This is a genomic window from Sorangium sp. So ce406 (assembly GCF_051474675.1).
Classification (GTDB): domain Bacteria; phylum Myxococcota_A; class Polyangia; order Polyangiales; family Polyangiaceae; genus Sorangium; species Sorangium cellulosum_G.
In genome coordinates, this window is the sequence record NZ_CP150340.1 from 4,900,046 (window position 1) to 4,923,916 (window position 23,871).

18 protein-coding genes are annotated in these 23,871 nt (G+C 70.7%); 12 read left to right on the forward strand and 6 right to left on the reverse strand.

Annotation, left to right across the window (positions count from 1 at the left end; translation table 11 throughout):
- Positions 1 to 4 precede the first annotated feature (4 nt).
- Positions 5 to 691, reverse strand: coding sequence for a helix-turn-helix transcriptional regulator (locus tag WME96_RS17900; protein ID WP_437292330.1), 687 nt, complete (start codon positions 689 to 691; stop codon positions 5 to 7).
- Positions 692 to 1,151: 460 nt separating this feature from the next.
- Here WME96_RS17900 and WME96_RS17905 point away from each other — a divergent pair, with 460 nt between their 5' ends.
- From WME96_RS17905 to WME96_RS17930, 6 genes are all read left to right on the forward strand, one after another.
- Entirely contained in the window at positions 1,152 to 2,204 is a 1,053-nt protein-coding gene (locus WME96_RS17905) for a poly(ethylene terephthalate) hydrolase family protein (protein ID WP_437291330.1), read from the forward strand.
- A 377-nt stretch (positions 2,205 to 2,581) separates the two neighbouring features.
- Positions 2,582 to 3,319, forward strand: a complete 738-nt coding sequence (locus WME96_RS17910; protein ID WP_437291331.1) for an alpha/beta hydrolase family esterase — start codon at positions 2,582 to 2,584, stop codon at positions 3,317 to 3,319.
- Between the two features lie 241 nt (positions 3,320 to 3,560).
- Positions 3,561 to 4,898: an extracellular catalytic domain type 1 short-chain-length polyhydroxyalkanoate depolymerase gene (locus WME96_RS17915; RefSeq protein ID WP_437291332.1), complete on the forward strand. Its 1,338-nt coding sequence runs from the start codon at positions 3,561 to 3,563 to the stop codon at positions 4,896 to 4,898.
- Between the two features lie 407 nt (positions 4,899 to 5,305).
- Positions 5,306 to 5,545, forward strand: coding sequence for a hypothetical protein (locus WME96_RS17920; protein WP_437291333.1), 240 nt, complete (start codon positions 5,306 to 5,308; stop codon positions 5,543 to 5,545).
- A gap of 1,344 nt (positions 5,546 to 6,889) precedes the next feature.
- On the forward strand, positions 6,890 to 8,407 hold the full coding sequence (locus WME96_RS17925) for an RICIN domain-containing protein (RefSeq protein WP_437291334.1): 1,518 nt from the start codon (positions 6,890 to 6,892) through the stop codon (positions 8,405 to 8,407).
- A 241-nt stretch (positions 8,408 to 8,648) separates the two neighbouring features.
- Complete coding sequence (locus WME96_RS17930) at positions 8,649 to 10,088, forward strand: RICIN domain-containing protein (protein ID WP_437291335.1); 1,440 nt, start codon at positions 8,649 to 8,651, stop codon at positions 10,086 to 10,088.
- 180 nt (positions 10,089 to 10,268) lie between these two features.
- On the opposite strand, the gene WME96_RS17935 is transcribed toward WME96_RS17930, so the two are convergent.
- The 3 genes from WME96_RS17935 to WME96_RS17945 all read right to left on the reverse strand — a co-directional run bounded on the left by WME96_RS17935 (position 10,269) and on the right by WME96_RS17945 (position 13,145).
- Entirely contained in the window at positions 10,269 to 11,318 is a 1,050-nt protein-coding gene (locus WME96_RS17935) for an NAD(P)-dependent alcohol dehydrogenase (protein ID WP_437291336.1), read from the reverse strand.
- A gap of 120 nt (positions 11,319 to 11,438) precedes the next feature.
- A complete protein-coding gene (locus WME96_RS17940; RefSeq protein WP_437291337.1) occupies positions 11,439 to 12,659 on the reverse strand; it encodes a hypothetical protein in 1,221 nt (406 codons plus the stop codon).
- A gap of 18 nt (positions 12,660 to 12,677) precedes the next feature.
- On the reverse strand, positions 12,678 to 13,145 hold the full coding sequence (locus tag WME96_RS17945; RefSeq protein ID WP_437291338.1) for a hypothetical protein: 468 nt from the start codon (positions 13,143 to 13,145) through the stop codon (positions 12,678 to 12,680).
- Between the two features lie 120 nt (positions 13,146 to 13,265).
- Between WME96_RS17945 and WME96_RS17950 the strand changes: the two genes are divergently transcribed.
- The 4 genes from WME96_RS17950 to WME96_RS17965 all read left to right on the forward strand — a co-directional run bounded on the left by WME96_RS17950 (position 13,266) and on the right by WME96_RS17965 (position 19,055).
- A complete protein-coding gene (locus WME96_RS17950; protein WP_437291339.1) occupies positions 13,266 to 14,018 on the forward strand; it encodes an RNA polymerase sigma factor in 753 nt (250 codons plus the stop codon).
- The gene (locus tag WME96_RS17955) at positions 14,015 to 16,411 is read left to right on the forward strand and encodes a serine/threonine-protein kinase (RefSeq protein WP_437291340.1); all 2,397 of its coding nucleotides are present in this window, start codon (positions 14,015 to 14,017) and stop codon (positions 16,409 to 16,411) included. The genes WME96_RS17950 and WME96_RS17955 overlap by 4 nt, the downstream gene beginning before the upstream one ends.
- 117 nt (positions 16,412 to 16,528) lie before the next feature.
- Positions 16,529 to 18,328 (forward strand): glycoside hydrolase family 44 protein, encoded by a 1,800-nt coding sequence (locus WME96_RS17960; protein WP_437291341.1) that lies wholly within the window; start codon positions 16,529 to 16,531, stop codon positions 18,326 to 18,328.
- A gap of 355 nt (positions 18,329 to 18,683) precedes the next feature.
- Entirely contained in the window at positions 18,684 to 19,055 is a 372-nt protein-coding gene (locus WME96_RS17965) for a dickkopf-related protein (protein ID WP_437291342.1), read from the forward strand.
- A gap of 169 nt (positions 19,056 to 19,224) precedes the next feature.
- Here the strand turns inward: WME96_RS17965 and WME96_RS17970 are convergent, their stop codons facing one another.
- Both WME96_RS17970 and WME96_RS17975 read right to left on the reverse strand, forming a co-directional pair.
- A complete protein-coding gene (locus WME96_RS17970) occupies positions 19,225 to 19,656 on the reverse strand; it encodes a DUF6184 family natural product biosynthesis lipoprotein (protein WP_437291343.1) in 432 nt (143 codons plus the stop codon).
- A 298-nt stretch (positions 19,657 to 19,954) separates the two neighbouring features.
- Entirely contained in the window at positions 19,955 to 21,883 is a 1,929-nt protein-coding gene (locus WME96_RS17975; RefSeq protein WP_437291344.1) for an SIR2 family protein, read from the reverse strand.
- 178 nt (positions 21,884 to 22,061) lie between these two features.
- Here WME96_RS17975 and WME96_RS17980 point away from each other — a divergent pair, with 178 nt between their 5' ends.
- Both WME96_RS17980 and WME96_RS17985 read left to right on the forward strand, forming a co-directional pair.
- On the forward strand, positions 22,062 to 22,991 hold the full coding sequence (locus WME96_RS17980) for an Fpg/Nei family DNA glycosylase (RefSeq protein ID WP_437291345.1): 930 nt from the start codon (positions 22,062 to 22,064) through the stop codon (positions 22,989 to 22,991).
- Between the two features lie 171 nt (positions 22,992 to 23,162).
- On the forward strand, positions 23,163 to 23,855 hold the full coding sequence (locus tag WME96_RS17985) for a hypothetical protein (protein ID WP_437291346.1): 693 nt from the start codon (positions 23,163 to 23,165) through the stop codon (positions 23,853 to 23,855).
- The last annotated feature ends 16 nt before the right edge of the window (positions 23,856 to 23,871 follow it).

The following is a 23,871-nucleotide window of genomic DNA, read 5'->3' on the forward strand; positions in this document are numbered from 1 at the left end:
GGCCTCACCGCGCCGGCGGCAGCGTCTTGCGCCACCGCGCCCGCAGCGCGCTCGGCCGTTCGCCGTAGGGCTCCTTCAGGAACGTCGCGGCCACCACGCGGTCGGTGCGGAAGGACCGGAAGCCCTGGCGGAGCTCGCACCACGCCACGAGGATGCGCCTCGACTCGAAATAGCCCACGACCACCGGCCACACGACGCGCTCGCTCTCGCGCTCCTGCTCGTCGCGGTAGCGGAGCGCGATCTTCCTGCCGGCGCGGATCGCGGCGCGCACCTCGGCCATGTCGAGCGTATCGGGGGCCGGGTCCAGCGGGGGCGGCGCCCCGGTCACCGGCTCGAGCACGAAGACGCGCAGGCGCTCGGGCACGGTCGCCGCGATCTTCGCGATGAGGTCCTGCGCCGCCCTGCGCAGGGCGGCGTCGCCTCGATGAGAGACCCACTGGGCGCCGAGGACAGCGACCTCGATCTCGTCGGGCGTGAGCATCAGCGGCGGCATGTCGAAGCCGCGCTCGAGCACGTAGCCGGTGCCCGCCTCGCCGCGGATCGGCACGCGCTGGGCCAGGAGATCCGCGACGTCGCGGTACACCGTGCGCCTGGACGTCTCGAGCTCCTCCGCGAGCTCGGCCGCGGTGACCGGCCCCCGCTTCCGGCGCAGGATCTGGACGATCTGAAAGAGGCGATCGGCGCGTCGCACGGATGCTGACACCATGGTGTCAGCGGGGCGGGTCCACATCAAGCTGGGTCCACAACGTCCCTCGTTCGGGCTCGGCGCGCGGTCGCCGAGCGCCCTCTCCGCGCTGCTCGGGACAGGCCGTGCCTCCTCGGCGACCACCCCGCGGGCCGCTCGCCGGTTTTTGTTGACACAGGCTCTGTGAACGTTCACATTTGGCGCTCCGGGTATCACTTCGCCTTGCTCTGGACAGGCCGTCATGCGCAGCGGGCCCTGCGTTCTCATGCGCATTCACCTTGACGGTCGCGCCATGGCTCCAGACGAGGCGCACGCAGGGGGAATGGAGCAGCCGTCGGGGCCGGCCTGGCATGGCATCAGGGCGCGCTCCGACGCGGAACGTCTGGCAGCCACCTGTCTGCCGGCTTCGCCACCGTCGGCCTGAAGCGAGCACTTCGCCCTGGCGTGACGTGACCAGAGAGGCCTCGTGTACAACGAAAAGAAAGCCGTCAGGCGCTTCCGTGTCCTCTGCTTGCTCTCGAGCGTCGCGCTGCTGGCGTGCAGCGAGGATGGCGGCGACGCGGCGCAGGCTGCCGGTGCGAGCAGCTCGGGTGTGTCAGCCACCAGCGGGGCGTCGACCAGCGCGACCGCCGGGTCAGGCGGCGCTGCCAGCGGCAGTGGCGGCGCCGACATCAGCGACGGTGGAATGGGCGGGGCAGGTGAGGGCGCTGGCGCGGGCACGGGCGGAGCAGGGGAGGGCGGCGATGCGGCGGGCGGGGCCGGTGGTTCGCCGCTCCCGCCGATCACCGATTACGCTGCCGAGGGGCCGTTCGCGACGATCGTGGAGCGGAACTCGGGGCCCAGCGGAAACCACACGATCTTCAGGCCTGAACGCCTGGCCGAGGACGGCTTCTTGCACGCGCCGATCATCTTTGGGCCCGGCATCAACACGCAGGTGACCAGCTACACCGATCTCCTGAAGAACTTCGCTTCTCACGGCTTCGTGGTGGTCGGAGCCAATCTCCTCACGGGCGGCCCCAACGCCCCGAACAACCGCGAGGCCATGCTGGCGGGGCTCGACTGGATCATCGAGCAAAACAGCAAGGAGGGCAGCGTCTACCAGGGCGCGATCGACGTGGAGCACGCCGTCTCCATGGGCTACTCGGTCGGCGGCACTGCCGCCGTGGAGATCGGCGGTCATGAGGCCGTGGCCACCGTCGTCTCGATCCACGGCCACGTCGCGACGGCGGCCCTGCACGGGCCCATGCTGCAGACCAGCGGAACGCAGGACACTGTCGGGCTGCCGATGCAGCAAAAGACCTACGACATGTCCCAGACCCAGACGTTCCTGGCGACGGTGATGGGCGCGGATCATGGGTACATCACGCGCGACGTGGGGGGCGTCCAGCGGCCGGCGATCGTCGCCTGGCTCCGTTACTGGATCTACAACGACAACGGTGGGAAGCACTATTTCTACGGCGACGATTGCGTGATGTGCACCTCGCCCTGGGTGAACCCCCAGCGCAAGAACTGGGAATGACCTCGCGTCACGTCGAACGTCAACCGAGGAGAGCACCCATGCCGTCCAGTGCTGGCCCTGTGGGATACGATCGCATTCATCATCACGCGCGCTGGCTGCGACCTGTCTGGGGCGGCCTGGGCCTCTGTGCCGCTCTCAGCCTCGGCTGTAGCGACGACGGCCCCGCTGGCGGATCAGCCGCCGGTGAAACCTCCGCGAGCGGCTCCGGCGGTGGCGCTGCTCCCGGTGGCACGAGCAGCGGCGATGCAGCCAGCAGCGGCGGAGCGACGGCGGGCTCGGGTGGAGCGGGCTCGGGCGGAGCGGGCGGCGCGGGCGGCGCGGGCGGGACCGGCACGGCCGGGGGCGGCGGCAGCGGAGGTGGAGACGGCGTTGACGTGATGAAGTCCGCCGGCTGCGGCAAGATGCGCACGCTTCAGGACGGCGCGGGCGCCGTGCTGAGCGGCGGGAAGAACCGCAAGTACACCCTGCGCGTTCCTGACGATTACGACAACAGCCACCCGTACCGGCTCATCCTCTCCTTCCACGGGGCCACCGGCGACAGCAGCCAGGTTGCTCCCTCGTACTTCGGGCTCTGGTCGCTCTCCGAAGGGAGCACCATCTTCATCGCGCCCGACGCTGTCGGCGGCTTCTGGTCAGCCGACGACGACGTGACCTTCGTCGACGACATCCTCGAGCAGGTCACAGGCGATCTCTGCATCGATACCTCGCGCATCGAGCTCGAAGGCTTCAGCCAGGGCGGCGCCATGGCGTGGACGCTGGCCTGCGCGCGTCCGAACGTCTACCGCGCCGTGGTGGTCCACTCCGGCGGCGGTCTCGCCCGGCCCGCGAGCTGTCAGCCGGTCGCCTTCATGTCTTCGCTGGGTCAGCAGGAGAGCGGCGGAGCCGGACAGACCTCCAATAGCGATTTCTTCGCCAGGCAAAATGGATGCACGGTGGAGACCCTGGCGAAGGCGCCCAGAGGTGGCCACGCCTGCTCAGACTACGAGGGCTGCTCGGCGGGTCATCCCACCCGCTGGTGTGATTACGACGGCGGTCATACTCCGTCGCCGAACGACGCCGGGCAGAGCATGTCGTGGATGCCCCAGGAAGTCTGGGCCTTCCTGAGCCAGTTCTAGCGCGGTCCTCGGTCGAGCCTGGCACAGCCCCAGCTTGCCCGCCCGCTCGCCGGGCGACGGCAGGTTGTGAGAGGCGCTCCAGGCTCTCGAGCTCATCCAGCCCGCCTTTCACCGAATAGCGGATTCCATCGTGATGACGCGACACCTGGGCATCGCGCTCCGCCTGCTCGCTCCCATGCGCGCGACGCAAAGCGATGCTCGATTGCGTACCAGGCCAGCGCTGGTGTAGGATCTCTGCCCGATGGACAAATTCCAAAGTCACCTCCTCGGGCTCGCATCGCTCTCGTTGGCGCTCCTCGCTGCGCTGCCTGCGCGCGCGGCATCGCTACAAAAAGTCGACCAGAGCGAATGGGGGGTGGACGGCCTCCCCAGCTACGTCAACTTCTATATTTACGTGCCTGACACGCTGGCGACCAGGCCTCCCATCGTCGTCGCTCCCCATCATTGCCAGGGGACTGGCCCGGGGACGTTCAGCGAGATGTCGAGCCTGGTTTCCATAGCGAACACCAGGGGCTTCATCATGATCTTCCCGGAGGCCACCGGGCAGAACTGCTGGGACGCGGGTTCGACGAGATCGCTCAACCACGGCGGTGGTGGGGACACGGGCGCCATCGTTCAGATGGTAAAATACACGCTCGCGAAGTACGACGGCGATGCGGGCCGCGTGTACTCGGTGGGCGGGTCGTCGGGCGGCATCATGACAGAGGCGCTGCTGGGTGTGTACCCCGACGTGTTCATGGCCGGCGTGTCGCTGATGGGTGTCCCGTGTGGCTGCTGGGCCGAGGGCTACAACGACGTCACCGGGACAGGGAGCACGGCCCAGTGGAGCGGGCCCTGCGGGGGCGGCAACGTCACGAAGACCGGGCAGCAGTGGGGAGACCTCGTTCGCTCGTACTATCCAGGTTACACTGGCCATCGCCCGCGCCTGCAGCACTGGCATGGCACCGCCGACACGATCCTCAGCTACAAGAACATGGCTGAAGACGTCAAGGAGTGGACGAACGTCCTGGGCTTGAACGAGACCCCGGATGGGACCGACACGCCGAGGGCCGGAACCACGCGCCAGTTCTGGGAGAGCTCCTGTGGCTACACGGTCTACGAGGCCTTTTCGATGGACGGCGTCGGGCATTCTGTGCCGTTCGACGGCCCCGCCGTCGCCGCCTATTTCGGCCTCGACAAGGCCGGTGGTCAGGATCCAGAGACGGCGGCTTGTCCCGGTGCTGTTCCCGGTGGGGACGACACCGGTGGCGCGGGGGGCGCGGCCGGGACCGGAGGCGCGGGTGGCGCGGCCGGGGCCGGAGGCGCGGGGGGCGCGGAAGGAACCGGGGGGGCCGGCGGGGTGACGGAAGGTGCCGCTGGCGGCAGCGTGGGCAGCGGCGGCGCGATTGGCGCCGGCTCCGGGGGCGCGGACGGGCAGGACGCCAGCTCGGGGACTGGCGGCCCGACGACAGGAGAGAGCTCGAGCTCCGGCTGCAGCTGCGCCCTGGGCGACGACGCGAGAGACTCTGGCGCCCAGGCGGGGCTCCTCCTTGCGGCGCTGGGATTGTTGCTCGGTCGCACGAAGCGCCGCCCGCGCTGAGCGGGTAGGGGAGCCCCCCGGCTGCCGCAAAGCGCTGTCGGCGGCCCTCCTGGTCGGCCGCATCCGCGATGCGTTGCGTGCACGAGGAGGGGCGTGACGGCCATCACGTTCGAGGTGTGTTGGTCCGCCACGAAGGTCGGGCCGAGCTCCTCGTCCGGCGTGACGATTCTGATCGTCTTCTCCCGAGCGGATCTTCGTGGGAATCCAGCTGCGCCGGCCTCCCAGGTGCGTGCGGCTCGTCATCCACCGCGGATCGCCGTCGCGCCGTACCTCTGTTCACCGAGGTGGACCTGGGGTATCCTCCGCTCGTGAGTCATTCCATGCAATCGAAGTTGAACGTTCTGATGTTATGTGTTGTTGGCGCCCTGGCGATGGGGTGCAACGTCTGTGAGGATCTGGACGCACGCATGTGCGAAGACCTCGGGGCAGAGGATTGCGCCCTCTGGCGAGAGAAAGGGATGAACTTCGTCGCCCAGGCGAAGTCGAGGCCCCGCCGGATGCTGAAGGACACGCTGTTCGGGGCCGACGCCCAGACGTGCGAGTCGGCGGGGAGCGACGCGGTGTATTCGCAGATCCTCCAGGCGACGAAGACGCAGGTGGCCGCCTACCGCAAGGCGCAGAAGGCCACAGACGCAGCGGCGAAGTAGGTGCGCGCCGTTCGACGAAAGGGCCTCCGCGGAGCAGCCCGTTCGTCGAACGGCTCGATCTCGGAGGGATGGGGGGCCCTCCGGGGGCGCGGCGCCGCAGCGCACGTTCGTGAAGACCGCCGCGCCCTGGCAGGGGTCCAGCGGTGATGTCCCCGGGCGATCCTGGCAGGATGTCCCTCGCGGGCTCTGCAGTGAGAGCGGCCCCCTCATGCATGAATCCGCTGCTGATGCAGATCGCGGAAGGTTCTCCGCGCGTGCAGCGAGGCTGTACGGTTCGGCGAGCGCGCGCAGCGCGAGGTCGCGATCTTCGAGCCAGGCAGCGAGCCGGCTCAGCAAGCGAGCGCGCTGGCTGGGTGAATTTATGAATGCTCACAGCAGCGCTTTCCTCGTTCGCCGAGGGCGGGCTGGTCGATCGAAGTTGACACCGGACATGTGAACGCTCACACTGTCGACCGTTCTTCATGCTTTTGCTTCGCTCCGGATGGGCCGTCATGCGCATCCAGGAGACGGTCGTGACGTAGCGAGCGGTCATGTTGCTTGCGGCTGGGAGCGCGGTCCTGGCCAGCGGCGACCCTGGTTGAAGCAACGATCCCAGCGGCGGTGGGACCACGGTGCAGCCGGCAGGCGGCGGGAACCCCGGAAGCGACCTGACGTATCCCGCCCATCAGCAGACCTCTCCGGGGGCTGCGCCATGGACATCTGGTTGTGCTGTACGGCAGCGCTCGCCTCTCGATGACGGGGTGGCTACTGCTCGTGCGCCTCATCGTCGTGCAGCGGGTCCAGAGGCGCTCGGCGCTGCGCGCTTCATGAGCAGCCAGGGCCGGCGACGCACAGCCAGAGATGGCAGGCTGTGGCGTGAAGGCGGCCCGTTCGATGCATGGATAAATTCGATACAGCATCACTTTTGCAGGAGTGAGGCAGACTGAGCGCGGCCGGCGCGGCCCGCTGGTCGCAGGCGATTTTCGACGAGATCCGCGCGCCCGGCGCGCCGGGTGGTCGCGCCCGTCGAGCAATCGATCCCATGTCGGCGTCAAGTCACCATCATGACTCCGCAGCTGAGCTTATCGCACCTTCATGGGGGTCAGGCCCGCTCGCGATGCACAATCGACTTGACGGACATGCCAGCCCGGAACAATAGATACCTTCGTCGCGTCGCCTGGCGCACGCGGAATGTACTTATCCACCCTGCGCGCGTCTCGACATGCATCCGCAGCGGCAATGGCCGGCGCGGCGGCCCGCTCGGGAGCCTTGAACGCGCGGCGAGCGACCCCGACCCACGCAAGGGGAGCGTCGATCGGTGAGAAGATTCCAGTTTCACTTACTTGTCATGACGAGGAGAACGGGATGAGATTCGGAACCAAGCAGAGCTTGCTTGCGGCGGCGACGGGCGTCCTCGCCGTGTCGTGCGTGATCGGCCCCGAGGGCGCGTACGACGCGGAGACGGAGGAGAAAGGCTCGCTCGAGGGCGCCATCACGGTCGATACGAGCGCGGTCTACACGATCGTCGGCGTCCAGAGTGGAAAATGCGTGCAGGTGGCCGGAGGCAGCACCGCTGATGCAGCGGCCATGCAGATCGCCAGCTGCAACGGCTCGACGCGGCAACAGTTCCGCATGGAATCGGCAGGCGGCGGCTACTATCGCATCCGCAACGTCAACAGCAACCGTTGCATGGACGTCACGGGCGCCTCCACCAGCGACGGCGCCGCCATCCAGCAATACTCCTGCTGGACCGGGCAGAACCAGCAGTGGTCGTTCACGGACGTGGCCGGCGGCGGCGTGCGCATCTCCGCGCGCCATAGCGGCAAGTCGCTGGACGTCTACGGCCGCGGCACCGCGGACGGCACCGCCGTGATCCAATGGGCGTCCAACGGCGGCACCAACCAGCAATTCCGACTCACGCCCGTGGGCTCGGGAACCGGCAGCACCAGCAGCTCCAGCAGCACCAGCAGCTCCAGCAGCACCAGCAGCTCCAGCGGCTCCGGTGGCGCAGGCGGCTCCGGTGGCTCCGGCGGCTCCGGCGGCTCCGGCGGCTCCGGCGGCGGCGGCACGTGCACCGCGTCACAACCGACGGGTCGAAACGTGTCGGGGAGCGGGCCTCATCGGGTGGTCGTCGAGACGAATGCGGACCCGGGCATCAACCAGGGCACCATCTTCCGTCCGGCGGATCTCAGCGGAGACGCCAGGTATCCGATCTTCGTCTGGGGGCAGGGCGGATGCTCGCGAGACGGGCTCGCGAATCAAGCGGCCATGGCCGAAATTGCCTCGCATGGCTACTTCGTGGTGGCGGACGGGACACCGGGAAACACACAGCCCAACCGCGACCTCGGCGGCGGAGGCGACGTGCTGCTCTCCTACGTCGACTGGGTGATCGCCCAGAATGAGAAGCCTTGCAGCGCCTACTACCACAAGATCGAGACCACGAAGGTCGCCGCGAACGGCTTCTCCTGCGGTGGCTTGATGGCGGCGGGGACCGCCGCCGATCCCAGGATGACGACCTGGGGACACACGAGCAGCGGATCTTTCTCGGCCAATTCAGCCTTCTACAACTCCATTCACACCCCCGTGCTGATCGTCACCGGCACCGCGGATAGCCTGGGAGCGAACGCGAACGGCGCGAGGGACTTCACGAACATCGCCGCCCTGGGTGATATTCCGGTCATGATGTTCGCCAAGGTCGGCGCGGATCATGGGGGCGATCTGTGGGCCCGGAACGGCGGCGAGTTCACTCAGGTCAACCTGGCGTGGCTCAACTGGTGGCTCAAGGGCGACGAATCGGCCACCGGCAAGGGCGCGCTCGTCGGCCCGAGCTGCCGCTTCTGCACGGACAGGACCTGGCAGGTCTCTTCTGCCAACCTGCCCTAGGTGGCTCGCTCTCGGACCGCCCTGCTCCGAGGAGCAGGGCGGTCTGACCGACCCTGACGCACGCAGAGCGAGCCTATCCACCCTGCGCGCGTCTCGGCATCCACCCGCAGCGGCGATGGCCGGCGCGCCGGCCCCTCGGGGAGTCTCGAGCGCGCGGCGAGCGACCCCGACCCACGCAAGGGCAGCGTCGAGCAGTGAGAAGATGGCAGTTTCACTCATTTGACAGGACGAGGAGGACAGGATGAGATTCGGAACCAAGCAGGGCTTGCTTGCGGCGGCGGCGGCGGGCATCCTCGCCGTGTCGTGCGTCATCGACCCCGAGGAGGCGTACGACGCCGAGCTCGAGGAGAAAGGCTCGCTCGAGGGCGCCATCACGGTCGATACGGGCGCGGTCTACACGATCGTCGGCGTCCAGAGTGGAAAGTGCGTGCAGGTGGCTGGAGGCAGCACCGCGGACGCAGCGGCCATGCAGATCGCCAGCTGCAACGGCTCGACGCGGCAACAGTTCCGCATGGAATCGGCGGGCGGCGGCTACTATCGCATCCGCAACGTCAACAGCAACCGTTGCATGGACGTCACGGGCGCCTCCACCAGCGACGGCGCCGCCCTCCAGCAATACTCCTGCTGGAGCGGGCAAAATCAGCAGTTTGCGTTCACAGACGTCGCCAGCGGCGTCGTGCGCATCACCGCGCGCCACAGCGGCAAGTCCCTGGACGTCAACGGCCGCGGCACCGCGGACGGCACCGCCGTGATTCAATGGTCGTGGAGCGGCGCGACCAATCAGCAGTTCCGACTCACGCCCGTGGGCTCGGGAACCGGCAGCACCAGCAGCACCAGCAGCACCAGCAGCACCAGCAGCTCCAGCAGCTCCAGCGGCTCCGGCGGCTCCGGCGGCTCCGGCGGCTCCGGCGGCTCCGGTGGTGGCGGCGGCGCCGGTGGCGGCGGCTCCGGCGTCACGCCCAGCGCCGGCTGCGGCATTTCCCCCTCTCTCACCAGCGGTAACCGCACCATCAACGTCAACGGCACCACGCGCCAGTACGTGCTCGACGTCCCGGCGAACTACGACCCGAACAAGGCGTATCGGCTGGTGTTCGGCTGGCACTGGCGCGGCGGGTCGGCCAACGACGTCGTGAACAACGGGTACTATGGGCTCAAGGCGCTGGCGAACGGCAGCGCCATCTTCGTCTCGCCGAACGGCATCGACAACGGCTGGGCCAACACGGGCGGGCGCGACATCGCCTTCGCCCGCGCCATGGTCGACACCCTCAAGGCCAACCTGTGCGTCGACACGAGCCGCGTCTTCTCGACCGGGTGGAGCTTCGGGGGGATGATGTCGAACGCGCTCGGCTGTGACATGCCCGACGTCTTCCGGGCCATCGCGCCGATGTCCGGCGCCCTCTACAGCGGCTGCAACCAGTCCAACACCCAGCCCGTCGCCGTCTGGATGTCGCACGGCCTGTCCGACAGCGTCGTCCCCATCTCCGCCGGGAGGGCGGCGCTCGACGTGTTCGTGCGCAAGAACGGCTGCAGCAACGAGACGACCCCCGTGGGCCCCAGCTCGTGCGTCGCCTATCAAGGGTGCCAGGCGGGATACCCGGTCCACCGCTGCGAGTTTGCCGGTGACCACCAGACGCCGAGCTTCGCGAGCTCGGCCATCTGGAACTTCTTCACGCAGTTCTGATCTCGCGCCCCGCCGACGCGGCGGCTCGGGCAGCGGCAGACGCGCCCGCCCGAGCCGCCGCGTCGACCCGCCCCGCCCGTGCGCTGCCGAGGCAGGCGGTCCACCCGAGGACCAGCTTCGCGCCGATCTCGCGGCGATGGCGCGCCTGCGTCGTGCGTCCTCCTTTCAGGCGTCGCGCCGTCACTCGGATCGGAGAGAGGCCATGTCGATGGAGAAGCGGTACTTCACGTCGGACTTGAGCAGCCTCTCGTAGGCCTCGTTGACCTTCTGGATGGGGATGATCTCGACGTCGGCGGTGATCTTGTTCGCCCCGCAGAAGTCGAGCATCTCCTGGGTCTCGGCGATGCCGCCGATGTTCGAGCCGGAGAGGCTGCGGCGCCCCAGGATGAGGCCGAACGCGGCGACGGACAGGGGCTTCGCGGGCGCCCCGACGAGGGTCATGTTGCCGTCGTGGCGGAGCAGGTTGAGGAAGGCGTTGACGTCGTGGTCCGCAGAGACGGTGTCGAGGATGTAGTCGAAGCTGCCGGCGTGCTTCCGCATCTCGTCGGCGTTGCGGGAGACGACGACCTCATGGGCGCCCAGTCGGAGCGCGTCCTCCGTCTTGCCGGGCGAGGTGGTGAAGACGACGACGTGCGCCCCGAAAGCACGGGCGAACTTCACGCCCATGTGGCCCAGCCCGCCGAGACCTACCACGCCGACCTTCTTGCCCTGGGTGATGCCCCAGTGGCGCAACGGCGAGTACGTGGTGATCCCGGCGCAGAGGAGCGGCGCCGCGGCGGCAGGGTCGAGGTTCGTGGGGACGCGCAGCGCGTACCGCTCGTCGATGACGATGCTGTCGGAGTAGCCGCCGTACGTGGCGCCCCCGAGGTGCTTGTCCGGGGAGTTGAAGACGATGGTCTGGTTCGGGCAGAACTGCTCGAGACCCTCCTGGCAGCTCGGGCAGGTCCTGTCCGAGTCGACGAGGCAGCCGATCGCGGCGAGGTCGCCGGGCTTGTACCTGGTGACCGCCTTGCCGACCCTGGCGACACGGCCGACGATCTCGTGGCCCGGCACGACGGGGTAGGTCGCGTTGCCCCACTCGTTGCGCGCCACGTGGAGGTCGGTGTGGCAGATGCCGCAGAAGAGGATCTCGATCTGCACGTCGTGGTCGGTCAGATCGCGCCGCGGGATCCGGGTGGAGGCCAGCGGCGATGTCGCGCTGGCGGCGGAGTAAGCCTTCGTCTCGTACATGGTCCGGTGTTCCTCTCTGGTTTGCCGTGCTCGCGGCGGTGAACGAACCACCGCTCCCGGGCGACCAGCCAGGCGAGACCGAGCCGCGCCGCCCCGTGCGCGACGAAACCTACACCCACGTCAGTTCCATCGGAATGCCGCGCCGAGCGGCAGAGAGGCCGCCAGGCTGCCCGCGCCGATGAGGAACAGCGGCGTCGCCTGCAAGAAGAGCGAGCCCGCCGCGCCATCCATGAGCTGCATGCCGAGCTCAGCGCCCAGGCCCATGGAAAATTCCAGCGACACGTCGGTCTGAACCGGATCTCCCTCGTCGCCCTGCTCGTAGGCCCCCCCGGCTTGCGTCGCCGTGCCGAAGAGAAGCGTCGATCCCAGCCTGAAGCGCTCGCCGACCAGGAACGACGCCGAGGGGCCGAGCGCGAGGAGCGCGCCGGCGTTGTGATGGACGCCGATCTGCGCACGAAGGCCGAGATCGAGGCGATCCATCGCCGCGTATCCGATGAACCCCGTCGCCCCTGCGAGGAAGCTACCGGCCCCGGCGTAGAGCTGGCAGGTTCCGTACCCGCTGCTGCAGGTGTCCGTCTTGTTGGCTTCGATCCAGAGATAGCCGACGAACACGCCTGCCTCGTAGACCAGGCGGCCCGCTGCACGCGGCCCGGCGGGGCGCGCGCTCGTCTCCTCGCGCGCTCCGTCGCGCGGCGCCGCGGGCGGCCGCTCCGCGCTCGACGCGGTCACCGGAGCCGGCTCCGGCGGCGCAGGCGCCGGGACGGCGACATCCACGCGCTCCGACTCCCGCAATGCCACCGTCGTCTGCCAGAAGATCTCGCCCCGGTGCGCCGCGGCGACGGCGTGCTCGCCCGGATCCACCGGCAGCTCCTTGTCCCAGGCGACCGGATCGAGCGCCGCCCCGTCGAGCAGGATCGCGAGCTCGGCCGCGCCGCCGTCTCCCGCCGAGGCCCGCACCCGGAGCCACGGCACGCGCGGCGCGAGCGCGTCGACCCGGGCCCTGGCGAACGCCTCCCGCGCCGCATCTCCCGCCGTCCGCGCCGTGACCAGCGCCTCCTGGAAGGCGACCCAGGCGGTGGCCACGTGGCCGAGCCGCTCATGGCAGAAGGCGACGTTGAGCTTCGTCCCCAGGCTCGGCTCCAGCCGCTGGCTCTCCTCGAGCAGGGGGCAGGCCTCGGCGAAGCGCTGCTCGACCAGGAGCGCGCGGCCCTCCCGGAACAGCCTCTCGGCGGCGCTCTCCTCGGCGGCGACCTGCCGACCCCAGAGCAGCGCCGACGCGCCGAGGAGCGCTCCCGCGAGGGGAGCGCAGAGCGTGGAGCGAAGGGGACGGAGCGCGTTCACGTTGTCCTCGGGGGCGCCTCAGAGGTCGGACGTCGTCGGGGCGTCGCTCGGGTCTGCCGGATCGGCCCCGGGGCACCCGCCCGAGGCCGGAATGCCCAGCACCGTGAGCGTAACCTGCTCCCCTTTCACGTCGACAACGAACGAGTCCTGGTCGCCGGTCTCCCCGAACGCGCTGTCGTAGGTCCGCTCCTCGAGGAGCTCCAGCGACGTGGCCGTCTTCGTCTCCTCGTCATACGCGGTCACGGCGGACACCCGCACATGGTAGACCTGCTCGTCGGCTTCCGACTCGACCTCGAACTCGTAACGTGGCCGCTGCGGACCGTCGGAGGTCATGAGGCTGCCGAGGCTCTCGGTCTGACCTGGCAAGATGCAGAGAGAGCACGGCGTCTCAGGCTCGCAGGCCTGGACGGAGATCCCGAATGTCATCCGCTCGTCTTCACACGCAGCGAGCAGCAGGCCGAGGACCAGGATAGATGCACGTTTCATGTTCTGTTCTCCTCTTCACGCAAGGCTGGATCGACCATCGAGCTCCCGTCCGGGGGTGGCCTGTGGTAGCTTCGCCTCGTCGATGATCCTGTTCCGCGTGGCCCTCTCGTTCCTTTAGACATGGCCGACGATTTCTCGCGCGGGCCCGGGCGAGGCAGGTTTCCGACGACCCACAGGTCGGCCGTCGTGGCGGTGGGCAGCGACGACCCGGCGGAGCGGGCGCGCTCGTTCGAGATCCTGGTGCGCGCCTACTGGAAGCCGGTCTACAAGCACCTCCGCGTCCGCTGGCGCCTCTCCGACGAGCACGCCGCCGATGTCACGCAGGGCTTCTTCGCCCGGGCGCTCGAGCAACGCACGTTCTCCGCCTACGACCCTTCGCGGGCCCTGTTCCGCACCTATCTCAAGATGTGCCTCGACCGCCACGTGATGAAGGAGGCCGAGAGCAGCGGGCGCCAGAAGCGCGGCGGACACGCGGTGACCCTCAGCCTGGACTTCACCTCTGCCGAGCGGGAGATCGGCGCGCTCGACGTGCCAGCGCCCGACGCGCTCGACACCTGCTTCGACCGGGAGTGGCGGCGGCACCTCGTCGGGATGGCGGTCGACGCGCTCCGCGAGCGGTGCGAGCGGGGCGGCAAGCAGCTCACCTTCCGGGTCTTCGAGCGCTACGTGCTCGACGACGACGGCCCCGAGGACCGCCCCACCTATGGCGAGCTCGCCGCGGAGCTCGGGATCAAGGTCACCGACGTGACCAACTACCTCGCCGCCGCGCGGCGCGAGTTCCGCGGCTTGCTCCTCGAGAAGCTCCGGGAGATCACCGGCTCCGACGCCGAGTTCGAGGCCGAGCGCCGCGCCTTGCTCGGGGGCGCGCGGTGACGTTCCTCGACGACGCGGGGGTCGGGCGCCTGGTCTCGCTCGCGGCGGAGCCCGAGGTCGTCGCGGGCAGGTTCGAGATCGAGGCGCTGCTCGGCGAGGGCGGCATGGGCGTCGTCTTCGAGGCCTGGGACCGCGAGGCGCACCGCAGCGTCGCGCTCAAGCTCCTGCGCGACGTCGACGAGGCGGCGGGCGCGCGCTTCGACCGGGAGGCCGAGGCGCTCGCCGCGCTGTCCCACCCGGGGATCGTCGGCCACGTCGCCCACGGCAGCACCGCGCTGGGCGAGCGGTACCTCGCGATGGAGCGGCTCGTGGGCGTGACGCTCGCGGAGCGGCTCGCCGAGGGCCCGCTCGGCGTCCGCGACGCGGCGCGCGTCGGCCACGGCGTCGCCGCGGCCCTCGCGGCCGCGCACGAGAGGGGCCTCGTCCACCGGGACATCAAGCCGAGCAACATCTTCCTGCAGGACGGCAGCGTCGAGCGCGTCAAGCTCCTCGATTTCGGGCTCGCGCGCCGGAAGGACGCGCCCGCGGTCACGGGCGCCGGGGCGCTCGTCGGCACGCCGAGCTACATGGCGCCCGAGCAGGTGCGCGGCGCGGCGCCCCCCGACGCGCGCGCCGACCTGTTCGCGCTCGGCGCCGTGCTCTTCGAGTGCCTGACCGGCCGGGCCCCGTTCCTGGGCGCGGACACCGAGGCGGTGCTCGTCAAGATCCTCATCGAGCGGCCGCCCGCGGTCCGGGAGCTCCGTCCGCTCGCCCCGCCGGCGCTCGAGGCGCTCGTCGCGCGGATGCTCTCCAAGGCCCCCGAGGGCCGCCCGGCGAGCGCCGCCGAGGTCGCGCGCGAGCTCGCCGCGCTCCTCGCCGACGACGACCGCGACGCGGGCCCGGCTCCCGCGGCCGGCGACCCCGCGCAGGTCGCCGCGCCTGGGACCGTGATCGCCGGCAAGTACCGGGTGATCCGGACGCTGGGCAGGGGCGGGATGGGCGTCGTGCTGCTCGCGCGCCACGAGGCGCTCGATCGGAGCGTGGCGCTCAAGCTGCTGCGCGGGAGGAAGGGCGGCGGGGACGTGGCGCGCTTCCTCCGCGAGGCGCGGGCGGCGTCGCGGCTCGAGAGCGAGCACGTCGCGCGGGTGATGGACGTCGGCACGCTGGACGACGGCACGCCGTTCATCGTGATGGAGTACCTGAGCGGCAAGGATCTCAGGCAGGTGCTGCGCGAGGAGAAGCGGCTGCCGGTCGGGGTGGCGGTGGACCACGTGCTCCAGGTCGGCGAGGCGATCGCCGAGGCGCACGCGCTCGGCATCGTCCACCGGGATCTGAAGCCGTCCAACCTGTTCCTCGTGCGCCGGAGGGACGGCTCGCCGCTCGTCAAGGTGCTCGATTTCGGCATCTCGAAGATCGCGCGCGCGGGCGACGCTGCGCGATCGGAGACCCTCACGGTCGACGCGAGCATCACCGCGCCCGACGTGGTCATGGGCTCTCCGCTGTACATGTCGCCAGAGCAGCTCGAGAGCACGAAGCGCGTCGACGCGCGCGCGGACATCTGGTCGCTCGGGGTCGTCCTGCACGAGCTCCTCACCGGCCGTCCGCCGTTCGAGGCGGAGAGCTTCATGGCGATGGGCGCGAAGATCGCCGCCGGCGCTCCGGCCAGGCTCCGCGAGCGCTGCCCCGAGGCGCCGGAGGGCCTCGCCGCGGTCGTGCTGCGCTGCCTGGAGAAGGATCCGGCGCGGCGCTTTCAGAGCGTCGCCGAGCTCGCGCAGGCGCTCGGGCCGTACGCGCCGGAGGGGTCTCGGCGCTCGGTCGACCGCATCACGCGCGTCGCCGCGGCCGGCGCCGCGGCCGCGGACGAGGCGGCCGCGAGCCCCGAGGTCGTCGCCGAGGGCCGCGCGACCACCGCGCACACATGGGACGCGCCGGCGGCTTCCAGGGGGCGGCGCGGCGCGCTCGTCCTGGGCGCGGCGGCGGCGGTCGCGCTCGGCGCCGCGCTGCTCGCGTCGCGACGCTCCCCGGCGGTCGCGGACGGCTCCCCCGCGGCGTTCGCCTCCGCCGCCGGGGCGGCGCCGACCGCGCCCCCGCCCGAGGTCACGCCGATCCCGGACCTCCTGCGCCGCGCAGCGCCCCTGCCGCCGCCCGCGGCGACGGCGACCCCGGCGGCGTCCTCTGCGGACGCAGAGGCGTCGGCGGGCGCGCCGCCTGCGCCGCCCGCGGGGCCCGTGCCGCGGGCGCCCTCGCCGAGCCCGGCAGCGCGTCCGCCGTCGAGCGCGCGCGCCCGGGCCCCCGCGCCGCCGACCAAGGACGGCCCCCCTGCGGCGCCCGCCGTCGAGCGCGCGCGCCCTGCCGCATGGCCGCCTCCCGGCGACGCCGTGGACCCGATGGATCCGGCGCTGATCCGCAGGTAGCGACGCGCAGCGATGCCGACGCATGAGGTGCGTCGCGGCCTGGACAGGAGGATCATTTAATAAATACGTCTAACTTACGTCGACCTGGGAAATGATGGCCGGCAGGAGGCCCTTGTGATGCGTCGTCTTGTCCCATGTGTGCTTGCTCCCGAGCGGGAAGCCCATCGCCCCACGCCCGCTCGTCGCGCTCCCTTCCTTCGCGCCCTGATCGTCGTCCTTGCGTCGACCGCCTTCCTCGCGTGCGGCGACGACGGTGACACCTCCTCCGGCAGCGGCGGCGCCGGCGCTGCTGGCAGCGGCGCGGGCGCTTCGGGCGGCGGCACCAGCACCGCCAGCAGCGGCCAGGGCGGGTCGGGCGGCCATCCTCCCGCGGGCCTCGTCGAGCCCGGCGATCCCGGGCCGGGCGACGTCACCTTCACGGTGCGCGCCGATCAGGGGGTGCGCCCCATCAGCCCGCTCATCTACGGGGTCAACTGGGCGGAGGACCTGGAGGGCGAGCAGCGCGGCACGACCGTCGTGCGCATGGGCGGCAACCGCATGACCGCGTACAACTGGGAGAACAACGCCTCCAACGCCGGCTCGGACTACATGCACCAGAACGACGCCCACCTCGTCGGGAACAGCCAGAGCGGCGATGTCCCCGGCGAGGCGGTGCGCATGCTGGCCGAGGACGCGCTGACGCACGGCGCCGCGTTCATCGCGACCATCCCCCTCTGCGGGTATGTCGCGGCCGACAAGGACGGCGACGGCGACGTCAACCAGACAGCGAATTACCTCGAGACCCGCTTTCACCCCACGATCGCGCGCAAGGGCGCCCCCTTCGCCTCGTCGCCCGATCTCGGCGACGACGCCGTGTACCAGGACGAGTTCGTCGCCTGGATGAAGCAGGCCTTCCCCGACGCCTTCCAGGGCGAGGTCGCGAGCGTCCTGTTCTCGCTCGACAACGAGCCAGACCTCTGGAATCACACGCACGAGCGCATCCACCCGGAGCCGGTGACCTACGCCGAGCTCGTCGACAAGAACATCGAGTTCGCGTCCGCGATCAAGGACGTCGCGCCGAACGCGCTCGTCACCGGCTTCGTCTCGTACGGCTATTCCGGCTATGTCAGCCTGCAGGGCGCGCCCGACGCGGACGGCAACTTCATCGAGTACTACCTCGACGCCATGAAGGCCGCCGAGGCGAGCGCCGGGCGCCGCCTGGTCGACGTGCTCGACCTGCACTGGTACACGGAGATCTACGCGAACGGCGAGCGCATCACGGGCGACGACGCCTCGCCCGAGTCCGTGGAGGCCCGCGTCCAGGCGCCGCGCTCGCTCTGGGATCCCACCTTCGTGGAGGATAGCTGGATCGCGAACGACGTCCTGAACGGCCCGATCATGCTCATCCCGTGGCTCCGCGGCCTGATCGACGCCCATTACCCGGACACGGCGCTCGGCTTCACCGAGTACAATTTCGGGGGCGGCAACCACATCTCCGGCGCGATCGCCCAGGCCGACGCGCTCGGCGTCTTCGGCCGCGAGGGCGTGCTCGTCGCGACGATCTGGGATCCCGGCGACGAGGTCTCGATGCTCCGGGCCGGCGTGCGCGCCTTCACGAGCTACGACGGGCAAGGCGCGCATTTCGGCGACACCTCCGTCCACGCCGAGACGAGCGACGTCGCGAAGGCCACGGTCTACGCGAGCATCGACGAGGCCGATCCGGGCCGCATGGTCCTCGTCGCCATCAACAAGACCACCGCCCCGCTCACGGCCGCGGTGACCCTCGCCGCCTACGGGACCTACGCGGCCGTCGACGTGTGGCAACTCACGGCCGCGGAGGCCGATCTCGTGGCGGCGGAGCCGATCACCCCGGGCGCCACGAACGCCTTCACGTACGCCATGCCGGCCCATAGCGTCTCGGTGCTCGTGCCCCGTTAGTCGTTCGCTCCGGCGTCCCGAGCTCCTCGAGGTGGATGGGAGGCGCTGCGCAGGCGCTGCCGGTCTGCCATGGCCCCGGCTGTCTCCTGTCACATCGCCCTGTCACATCGGCCCTGTCACATCGCGCCTGTCAGATCGCCCTCTCACATCGCTCCTGTCACATCGACCCTGTCACATCGCCTGTGACAGGGCAGCGGCTGCGGCGCGCGTCCGTGTGAGCCGGCCGCGGCGCCGAGGGCGCGGACCAGCGCAGCGCACCGCCCCGGCCAGGAGCACGGACCACTCGATCGCTCCTCCGCCCGGCGGCACGGCCGTTGCGAAGCCTGGTAACCGCAGTGCTGATGGGAGGAATTCAATGATCAACGCACGTGGTCTCTGGATGAACGTGGGTGTGTTTGCGGTGGCTGCCCTGATGGCCAGCGCGGCGCCGAGCCGGTCGGCTCAGGCGGAGGTCCCTGTCGCGGACGCGGTCGACGAGGAGCCGGCCGAGATCATCGATGGGCTGGCGTTCGCCGCCGCGGGGGAGTGCACCTCTGACGCGAACTGCGCCACCACGGAGTACTGTCACAAGATGGGGCCGGGACCGGCCGATAACGTGTGCGCGCCCGACAAGCAGAACGGTCAGCAATGCTCGCGCGACGCCAAGTGCCTGTCCAACTGCTGTCAATGGGATTTCTTCGAGAATCCGGTCACGCCGACCTGCCAGCCCGCGTGGGAGTGTAACTGACTCCATGCCGTGAGTTGAAACCGCAGGACCGCCGGTCGCCGTCGCCCCCTCGCCCGACGGGGCGACGGCGTCCCGGCCCCCGCGAGCTCAGGGAGGCTCGGGGAGAGACCTTGTTGTGGGGGGATCCTGGCGGGCTGCCGCCAAAGCAGCAGCCCGTCCAGAAGGGGCGTCACTTATCGGCGGGGTCCGTGCACACGCTCTCGGCGCTGCACTCGTCCAGCGCGGCGATCGCGTCGAAGATGCCCTGCGAGCAGGCGGCCGCCTTTGCGCGCTCCTCGCAGACGTCATAGCGGCTGTCGTTGATCTGTCCCGAGCCGCACTCGCTCGCGGGCCAGAGGTCCGCCGCGCGGTCCTCGAAATCGCGCTTGCAGTCCGCTTCCGTCTCGTATTCCTGCTCGTCGCCGGTGCCGTAACCAGGGCAGCCCGCCTCGGTGTCGCCATACCGGTCGCACGCCGCCTCGGCGATCTGCGTTATGCGCGCCTCGCGCGACGCCTCGCCGGGCAGCACGTCGTTCACCGTGTCCGCGGCGTCGTCACAGCCGGCGGCACCAACCAGGAAGATCATCGTGGCCAAAGAAGCCCAGAGACTTTTGTGCATCATGGTTTCCTCTCTCGCAGCTCGCCAGAATGTCTGATGGCGGCTTCACGCGTGGCCCGCCTCGCAACCGTGCGCCGCGGGCCCGCTACCAGGCTCAACGTCTCGAGCATCAGGCACCGTCCGTGCCAGGGCGCCCTCCGCTGCTTCCGCTGGGGCTTCGTGGTGATGTGCGCTGAGAATCGCGCGTGTCCGCGCCGGCGCGCGGCCATGCGCCGGCGCGCGCCTGTGACAGATTGCGACGCCGCGTGCGCGCTCGTACCAGGAGGCGGACCCGTCCGGAGAGAACCTGATCGATGCGAAGCTAGCGCCGCGGCGAGAAGACGACGATCGACGTGGGCGCCACCAGGAGATCGTCCGCGCTCGACGGCTCGACCCGGCTCGGCCGGGGGAGGATCTCCGTGCTCCACCGCGCCGGGGGCAGCCCGCACAGCGTCTTGATGTCGCCCACGCGCGTCGGGCCGCAGACGGTCACCGCGAAGATTTCCGAGCTGCCGCTCGCGTCCCGGATATCGACCCAGATCTTCATCATCCCGGACGACAGCATCTCCGCGACCGGGACCTTGCCGGCGATCACCGGGAACCAGATCGCCGGGGAGATCACGTGGAGCTCGACGATCTCGATGCCTGGCGCAGGGGTCTCGCGGAAGAACCCGCGGAGGCCGGCGAGCGTCTGGACGAACGGGTGCAGCGGGTGCCACAGGCGGTGTTTGCCCGAGGCCACCGGGCCGATGTGCACGCGGCGGAACCCCGCCTCGGCCGCCGCGCGCAAGGTCGCGCTCACCGCGTCCGCGATGACGCCGAGGTCCCGGCTGTCCTCTGGACCGTCGTCGCCGCTGGCCGGCGGCAGATCCGTCGTCCGCTCGCGGGCGGCCACGCCGAAGATCGGCGCGTCGCCGAACCGGTAGACGTACGACGGCGCCTCGTCCAGGGGACGCCAGCGCCCCGGCTCCGTGTCCGCGAGCACCCCGGCCTCCTTCGCCTCGGCGAGGAGGCGCTTCGCCTGGGTGCCCTGGATGGCGCGGTTGTCCGAGGGCATCCGTCCCACGCTGACGACGACGCACGCGCGGCCGTCCCCCGCGCCGGGCGCGGAGAGCGGCGCGTACCTGAGCCGGAGCTTCCTCGCCTCGCCCGGGGGGCACGTCGACCCGTCGGAGAGGCTGAACCCCAGCTCGTCCGGCATCCACGCCACCGGCGGCTTCGCGGCGCCCGACAGGGCAGGGGTCCTGCGCTCCCAGACCGCATCGGTCAGCCAGCCGAGCAGCCCCGTCAGCTCGGAGTAATGCCCGTAGAACACGGGGGCGATGCCGAGCCGTGTCTGCAGGAAGCGGACGTCGAGGGTGTCCTTCCTGTCGCTGGAGAACAGCGCGAAGTGAGGGTGGGGCCCGGGCCCGTAATGGTGGGCGATCTCCCCGAAAAGATTGATGAGGTAGTCCTCGAGGATGCCCGAGCCGAGGAAGAGCAGCGAGCGCCGGGAGAGGACCTCGGCGAACGCGCGCCGGAAGTGCGGCTGCGCGTTCACGGCGTGCTGATACTGCTGGTAGCCCGCCACGACCTGGCCCGCGAGCTCGGCGCGGCGCCGCGGGTCGAGGACGAGCGCCTCGCCGAGCGCATCGAGCCGCGCGGCCTGCCCTCCGACGAAGCCCTGCAGCGCCCACAGGATGGGCCGCGTCGGGGACTCCAGCGAGCGAAGGACCTTGTGGCAGTCCTCGACGCTGCGCCCGAGCACCTCGGGCACGTCGGTCTCGTCCCGCCGGGCTTCCCGCGGCGGCTTGCCCGTGCGGTCCACGCCGGCCGTCTCGCCGGCGCGGGACTGCCGCATCCGGCTCACGACGTACAGATCGTCGTAGTTGGTCGTGAGCACGAGCGGCCAGGGGCAGCGCGCGAGCGCCTCCGTCTGCGGCGGCACCGCGCAGTCGCCCGCGGCCTTGCCGCCCTCGTTGAGCGCCTCGCGGTACGCGTCCGCGCGCGACGCCGCGTCCATGGCGGCCAGCCCGAGCACCGCCTTGTCGGCGAGCCGGTACAGCTCCGACGTGTCCAGCCTGTCCTCGGGTCGGGCCTTCCTGAGGTGCTCTGGCACCTCGACGCCGGCCGCGTCGGCGAGCCCCCGGAGCAGGTCCAGCCAGCCCGTGCAGGCGGGCCTGCTCATCCCCGAGCCGATGAACGGCGCGAGCACGCCCCGCCTGTACGCGCTGGCGAGGTACGGCAGGACGTCATCGAATCCGAGGTCCATCACACCGGCTCCTCGACGTGCGCGCAAAGCAGCCCGGGCATGGCGCGAGGATTCACGAGGTGCCGCTCCGAGGTCAAGTCGCGGGCCGGGGCGCGCTCCGGTCGCGCCGCTCGACCTTGTTCGCGGTCGATCCCCTTGCGATCGGGCCGGGCCGCACCCAGAGGCTCCGGGAGCGCTCATGCCTGAAGGCGACACCCTCTTCCGGATCGCCGCTGCCCTCGGCCCTGCCCTGGAGGGCGCGCGCGTCATCGCGCTGGAGCTGCCCCGGAGCGACAGGCGGAGCGACCACCTCGTCGGCCGCCGCGTCGAGCGCGTGGAGGCGCGCGGCAAGAACCTCCTCATCTACTTCGACGAGGGCACCGTCCTCCACACGCACCTGCGCATGAGCGGCGCCTGGCACCTCTACCGCGAGGGCGAGCGCTGGAAGCGGTCCGAGGCGACGGCGTCGGCGATCCTCGCGGTCCCTGGCTACGTCGCCGTCTGCTTCCGCGCGCCCATCGTGCGGCTCTTGCGCGCGAGCGCCGTGCGCGGCGACCGGCTCCTCGGCAGCCTCGGCCCGGACCTGCTCGCCGACGGCTTCGACGCCGCGGAGGCGCTCCGCCGCCTCCGGTCCCTCGACGAGGTGCCGCTCGGCGTCGCGATCATGGATCAGCGCGTGGTCGCCGGCATCGGCAACGTCTACAAGAGCGAGCTCCTCTTCCGGCGGAAGCTCGACCCTTTCGCCCCGGTCCGGGCCTACTCGGACGAGGAGCTCTCCGCGATGATCGACCTCGGCCGCCGCCTCCTGCAGGCCAACGTCGAGCCGCGGGACCCGTCCGGCGCGTACCGCGGCCCCACCGCGCATTACCTCCACACGCGCACGACGCGCACCGGCTTCGACCGCGGCAGGAGGCCGGTCAGCGTGTACGGCCGCGAGGGCCGCGCCTGCTACGACTGCGGCGCCGCGGTCCAGATGCGCCGGCAGGGGACCATGATGCGGTCGACCTACTTCTGTCCCCGCTGCCAGCCGACCCGCGCTGCGACGCCGTCGCCCGAGCCCGCGCCGGCCGGATCAGCGCCGCCGGCCGGATCAGCGCCGCCGGCCGGATCAGCGCCGCCGGCGCCGTGACCTCGGCAGCCTGAGCGTCGTCCGGGGCGGGCGAACCGGCATCGTGCCCGGCGCTCGCGCGGCGCGCGTGGTTGGTCTGGCAGATCTTCCGACCGGTCCGATCGTACGATCGGCCTCATGCGTATCCACCTGCTCCTTCTCCTTGTGCTTGCGCCTGGATGCAGCCAGCCGATGGATGAGCCCGTCTCGCCGGACGCGGCGACGACGCAGCGCCCTCCGGCCTCCTCGGCGACGCCTGCTGCCGCCCCGTCCACGCCGCCGGCCGCCGGCGCTGCGGAGATCGACGCGCGGTTTGCCCCGCTCATCGCCGCCGCGTTCCGCGAGTACAGGGCCTGGGGTCGTGTCGACGACGAGCTCCGCTGGGCTCCCTGGCTCTGCCGTTTGCCGATGCCCGGCCGTGCGCGCATGAGCGCCGCCGACGACGGCGGTCACGCCCGCAAGCTCTACTCGGTCTTCGCTCGGCACCGCGATCGGTATCCGTTCGTGCAGGGCCCGGAGCCCGTGCCCCAGCCGGTCGGGCAGGTCCTCGTCAAGGAGAGCTATCATCCCGAGCTCGTGGAGAAGGGCGCGGCGCCCGAGCTCCCGGGCGGCTCTCGGCCCGAAAATCCGCACGGCGCCGAGGACCACTTCGATCCCTACCTGCGCGACGGCGACCGCGTCTACCGCGCGTCGCGCCTCGCCGGCGCCTACGTGGTGCTCAAGGTGGCGCCGGAGACGCCCGGCACCGACGCGGGCTGGGTCTACGGCACGGTCACGCCCGAGGGGGAGGTGACCTCCGCCGGCCGCGTCGCGTCCTGCATGGGCTGCCATGAGAGCGCCCGCCACGAGCGCGTCTTCGGGATCGCGCCAGCGACGGGCCCCTGACGGGCGCAGGGCCGAT

What these genes read in the sequence shown, in the direction of transcription:
- WME96_RS17910 (WP_437291331.1), top strand. Translation starts at nt 2,582, where the DNA reads ATGAAGTCCGCCGGCTGCGGCAAGATGCGCACGCTTCAGGACGGCGCG.
- WME96_RS17920 (WP_437291333.1), top strand. Translation starts at nt 5,306, where the DNA reads ATGTGCGAAGACCTCGGGGCAGAGGATTGCGCCCTCTGGCGAGAGAAA.
- WME96_RS17935 (WP_437291336.1), bottom strand. Translation starts at nt 11,318, where the DNA reads ATGTACGAGACGAAGGCTTACTCCGCCGCCAGCGCGACATCGCCGCTG.
- WME96_RS17930 (WP_437291335.1), top strand. Translation starts at nt 8,649, where the DNA reads ATGAGATTCGGAACCAAGCAGGGCTTGCTTGCGGCGGCGGCGGCGGGC.
- WME96_RS17970 (WP_437291343.1), bottom strand. Translation starts at nt 19,656, where the DNA reads ATGATGCACAAAAGTCTCTGGGCTTCTTTGGCCACGATGATCTTCCTG.
- WME96_RS17915 (WP_437291332.1), top strand. Translation starts at nt 3,561, where the DNA reads ATGGACAAATTCCAAAGTCACCTCCTCGGGCTCGCATCGCTCTCGTTG.
- WME96_RS17980 (WP_437291345.1), top strand. Translation starts at nt 22,062, where the DNA reads ATGCCTGAAGGCGACACCCTCTTCCGGATCGCCGCTGCCCTCGGCCCT.
- WME96_RS17945 (WP_437291338.1), bottom strand. Translation starts at nt 13,145, where the DNA reads ATGAAACGTGCATCTATCCTGGTCCTCGGCCTGCTGCTCGCTGCGTGT.
- WME96_RS17975 (WP_437291344.1), bottom strand. Translation starts at nt 21,883, where the DNA reads ATGGACCTCGGATTCGATGACGTCCTGCCGTACCTCGCCAGCGCGTAC.
- WME96_RS17950 (WP_437291339.1), top strand. Translation starts at nt 13,266, where the DNA reads ATGGCCGACGATTTCTCGCGCGGGCCCGGGCGAGGCAGGTTTCCGACG.
- WME96_RS17960 (WP_437291341.1), top strand. Translation starts at nt 16,529, where the DNA reads ATGCGTCGTCTTGTCCCATGTGTGCTTGCTCCCGAGCGGGAAGCCCAT.
- WME96_RS17965 (WP_437291342.1), top strand. Translation starts at nt 18,684, where the DNA reads ATGATCAACGCACGTGGTCTCTGGATGAACGTGGGTGTGTTTGCGGTG.
- WME96_RS17985 (WP_437291346.1), top strand. Translation starts at nt 23,163, where the DNA reads ATGGATGAGCCCGTCTCGCCGGACGCGGCGACGACGCAGCGCCCTCCG.
- WME96_RS17925 (WP_437291334.1), top strand. Translation starts at nt 6,890, where the DNA reads ATGAGATTCGGAACCAAGCAGAGCTTGCTTGCGGCGGCGACGGGCGTC.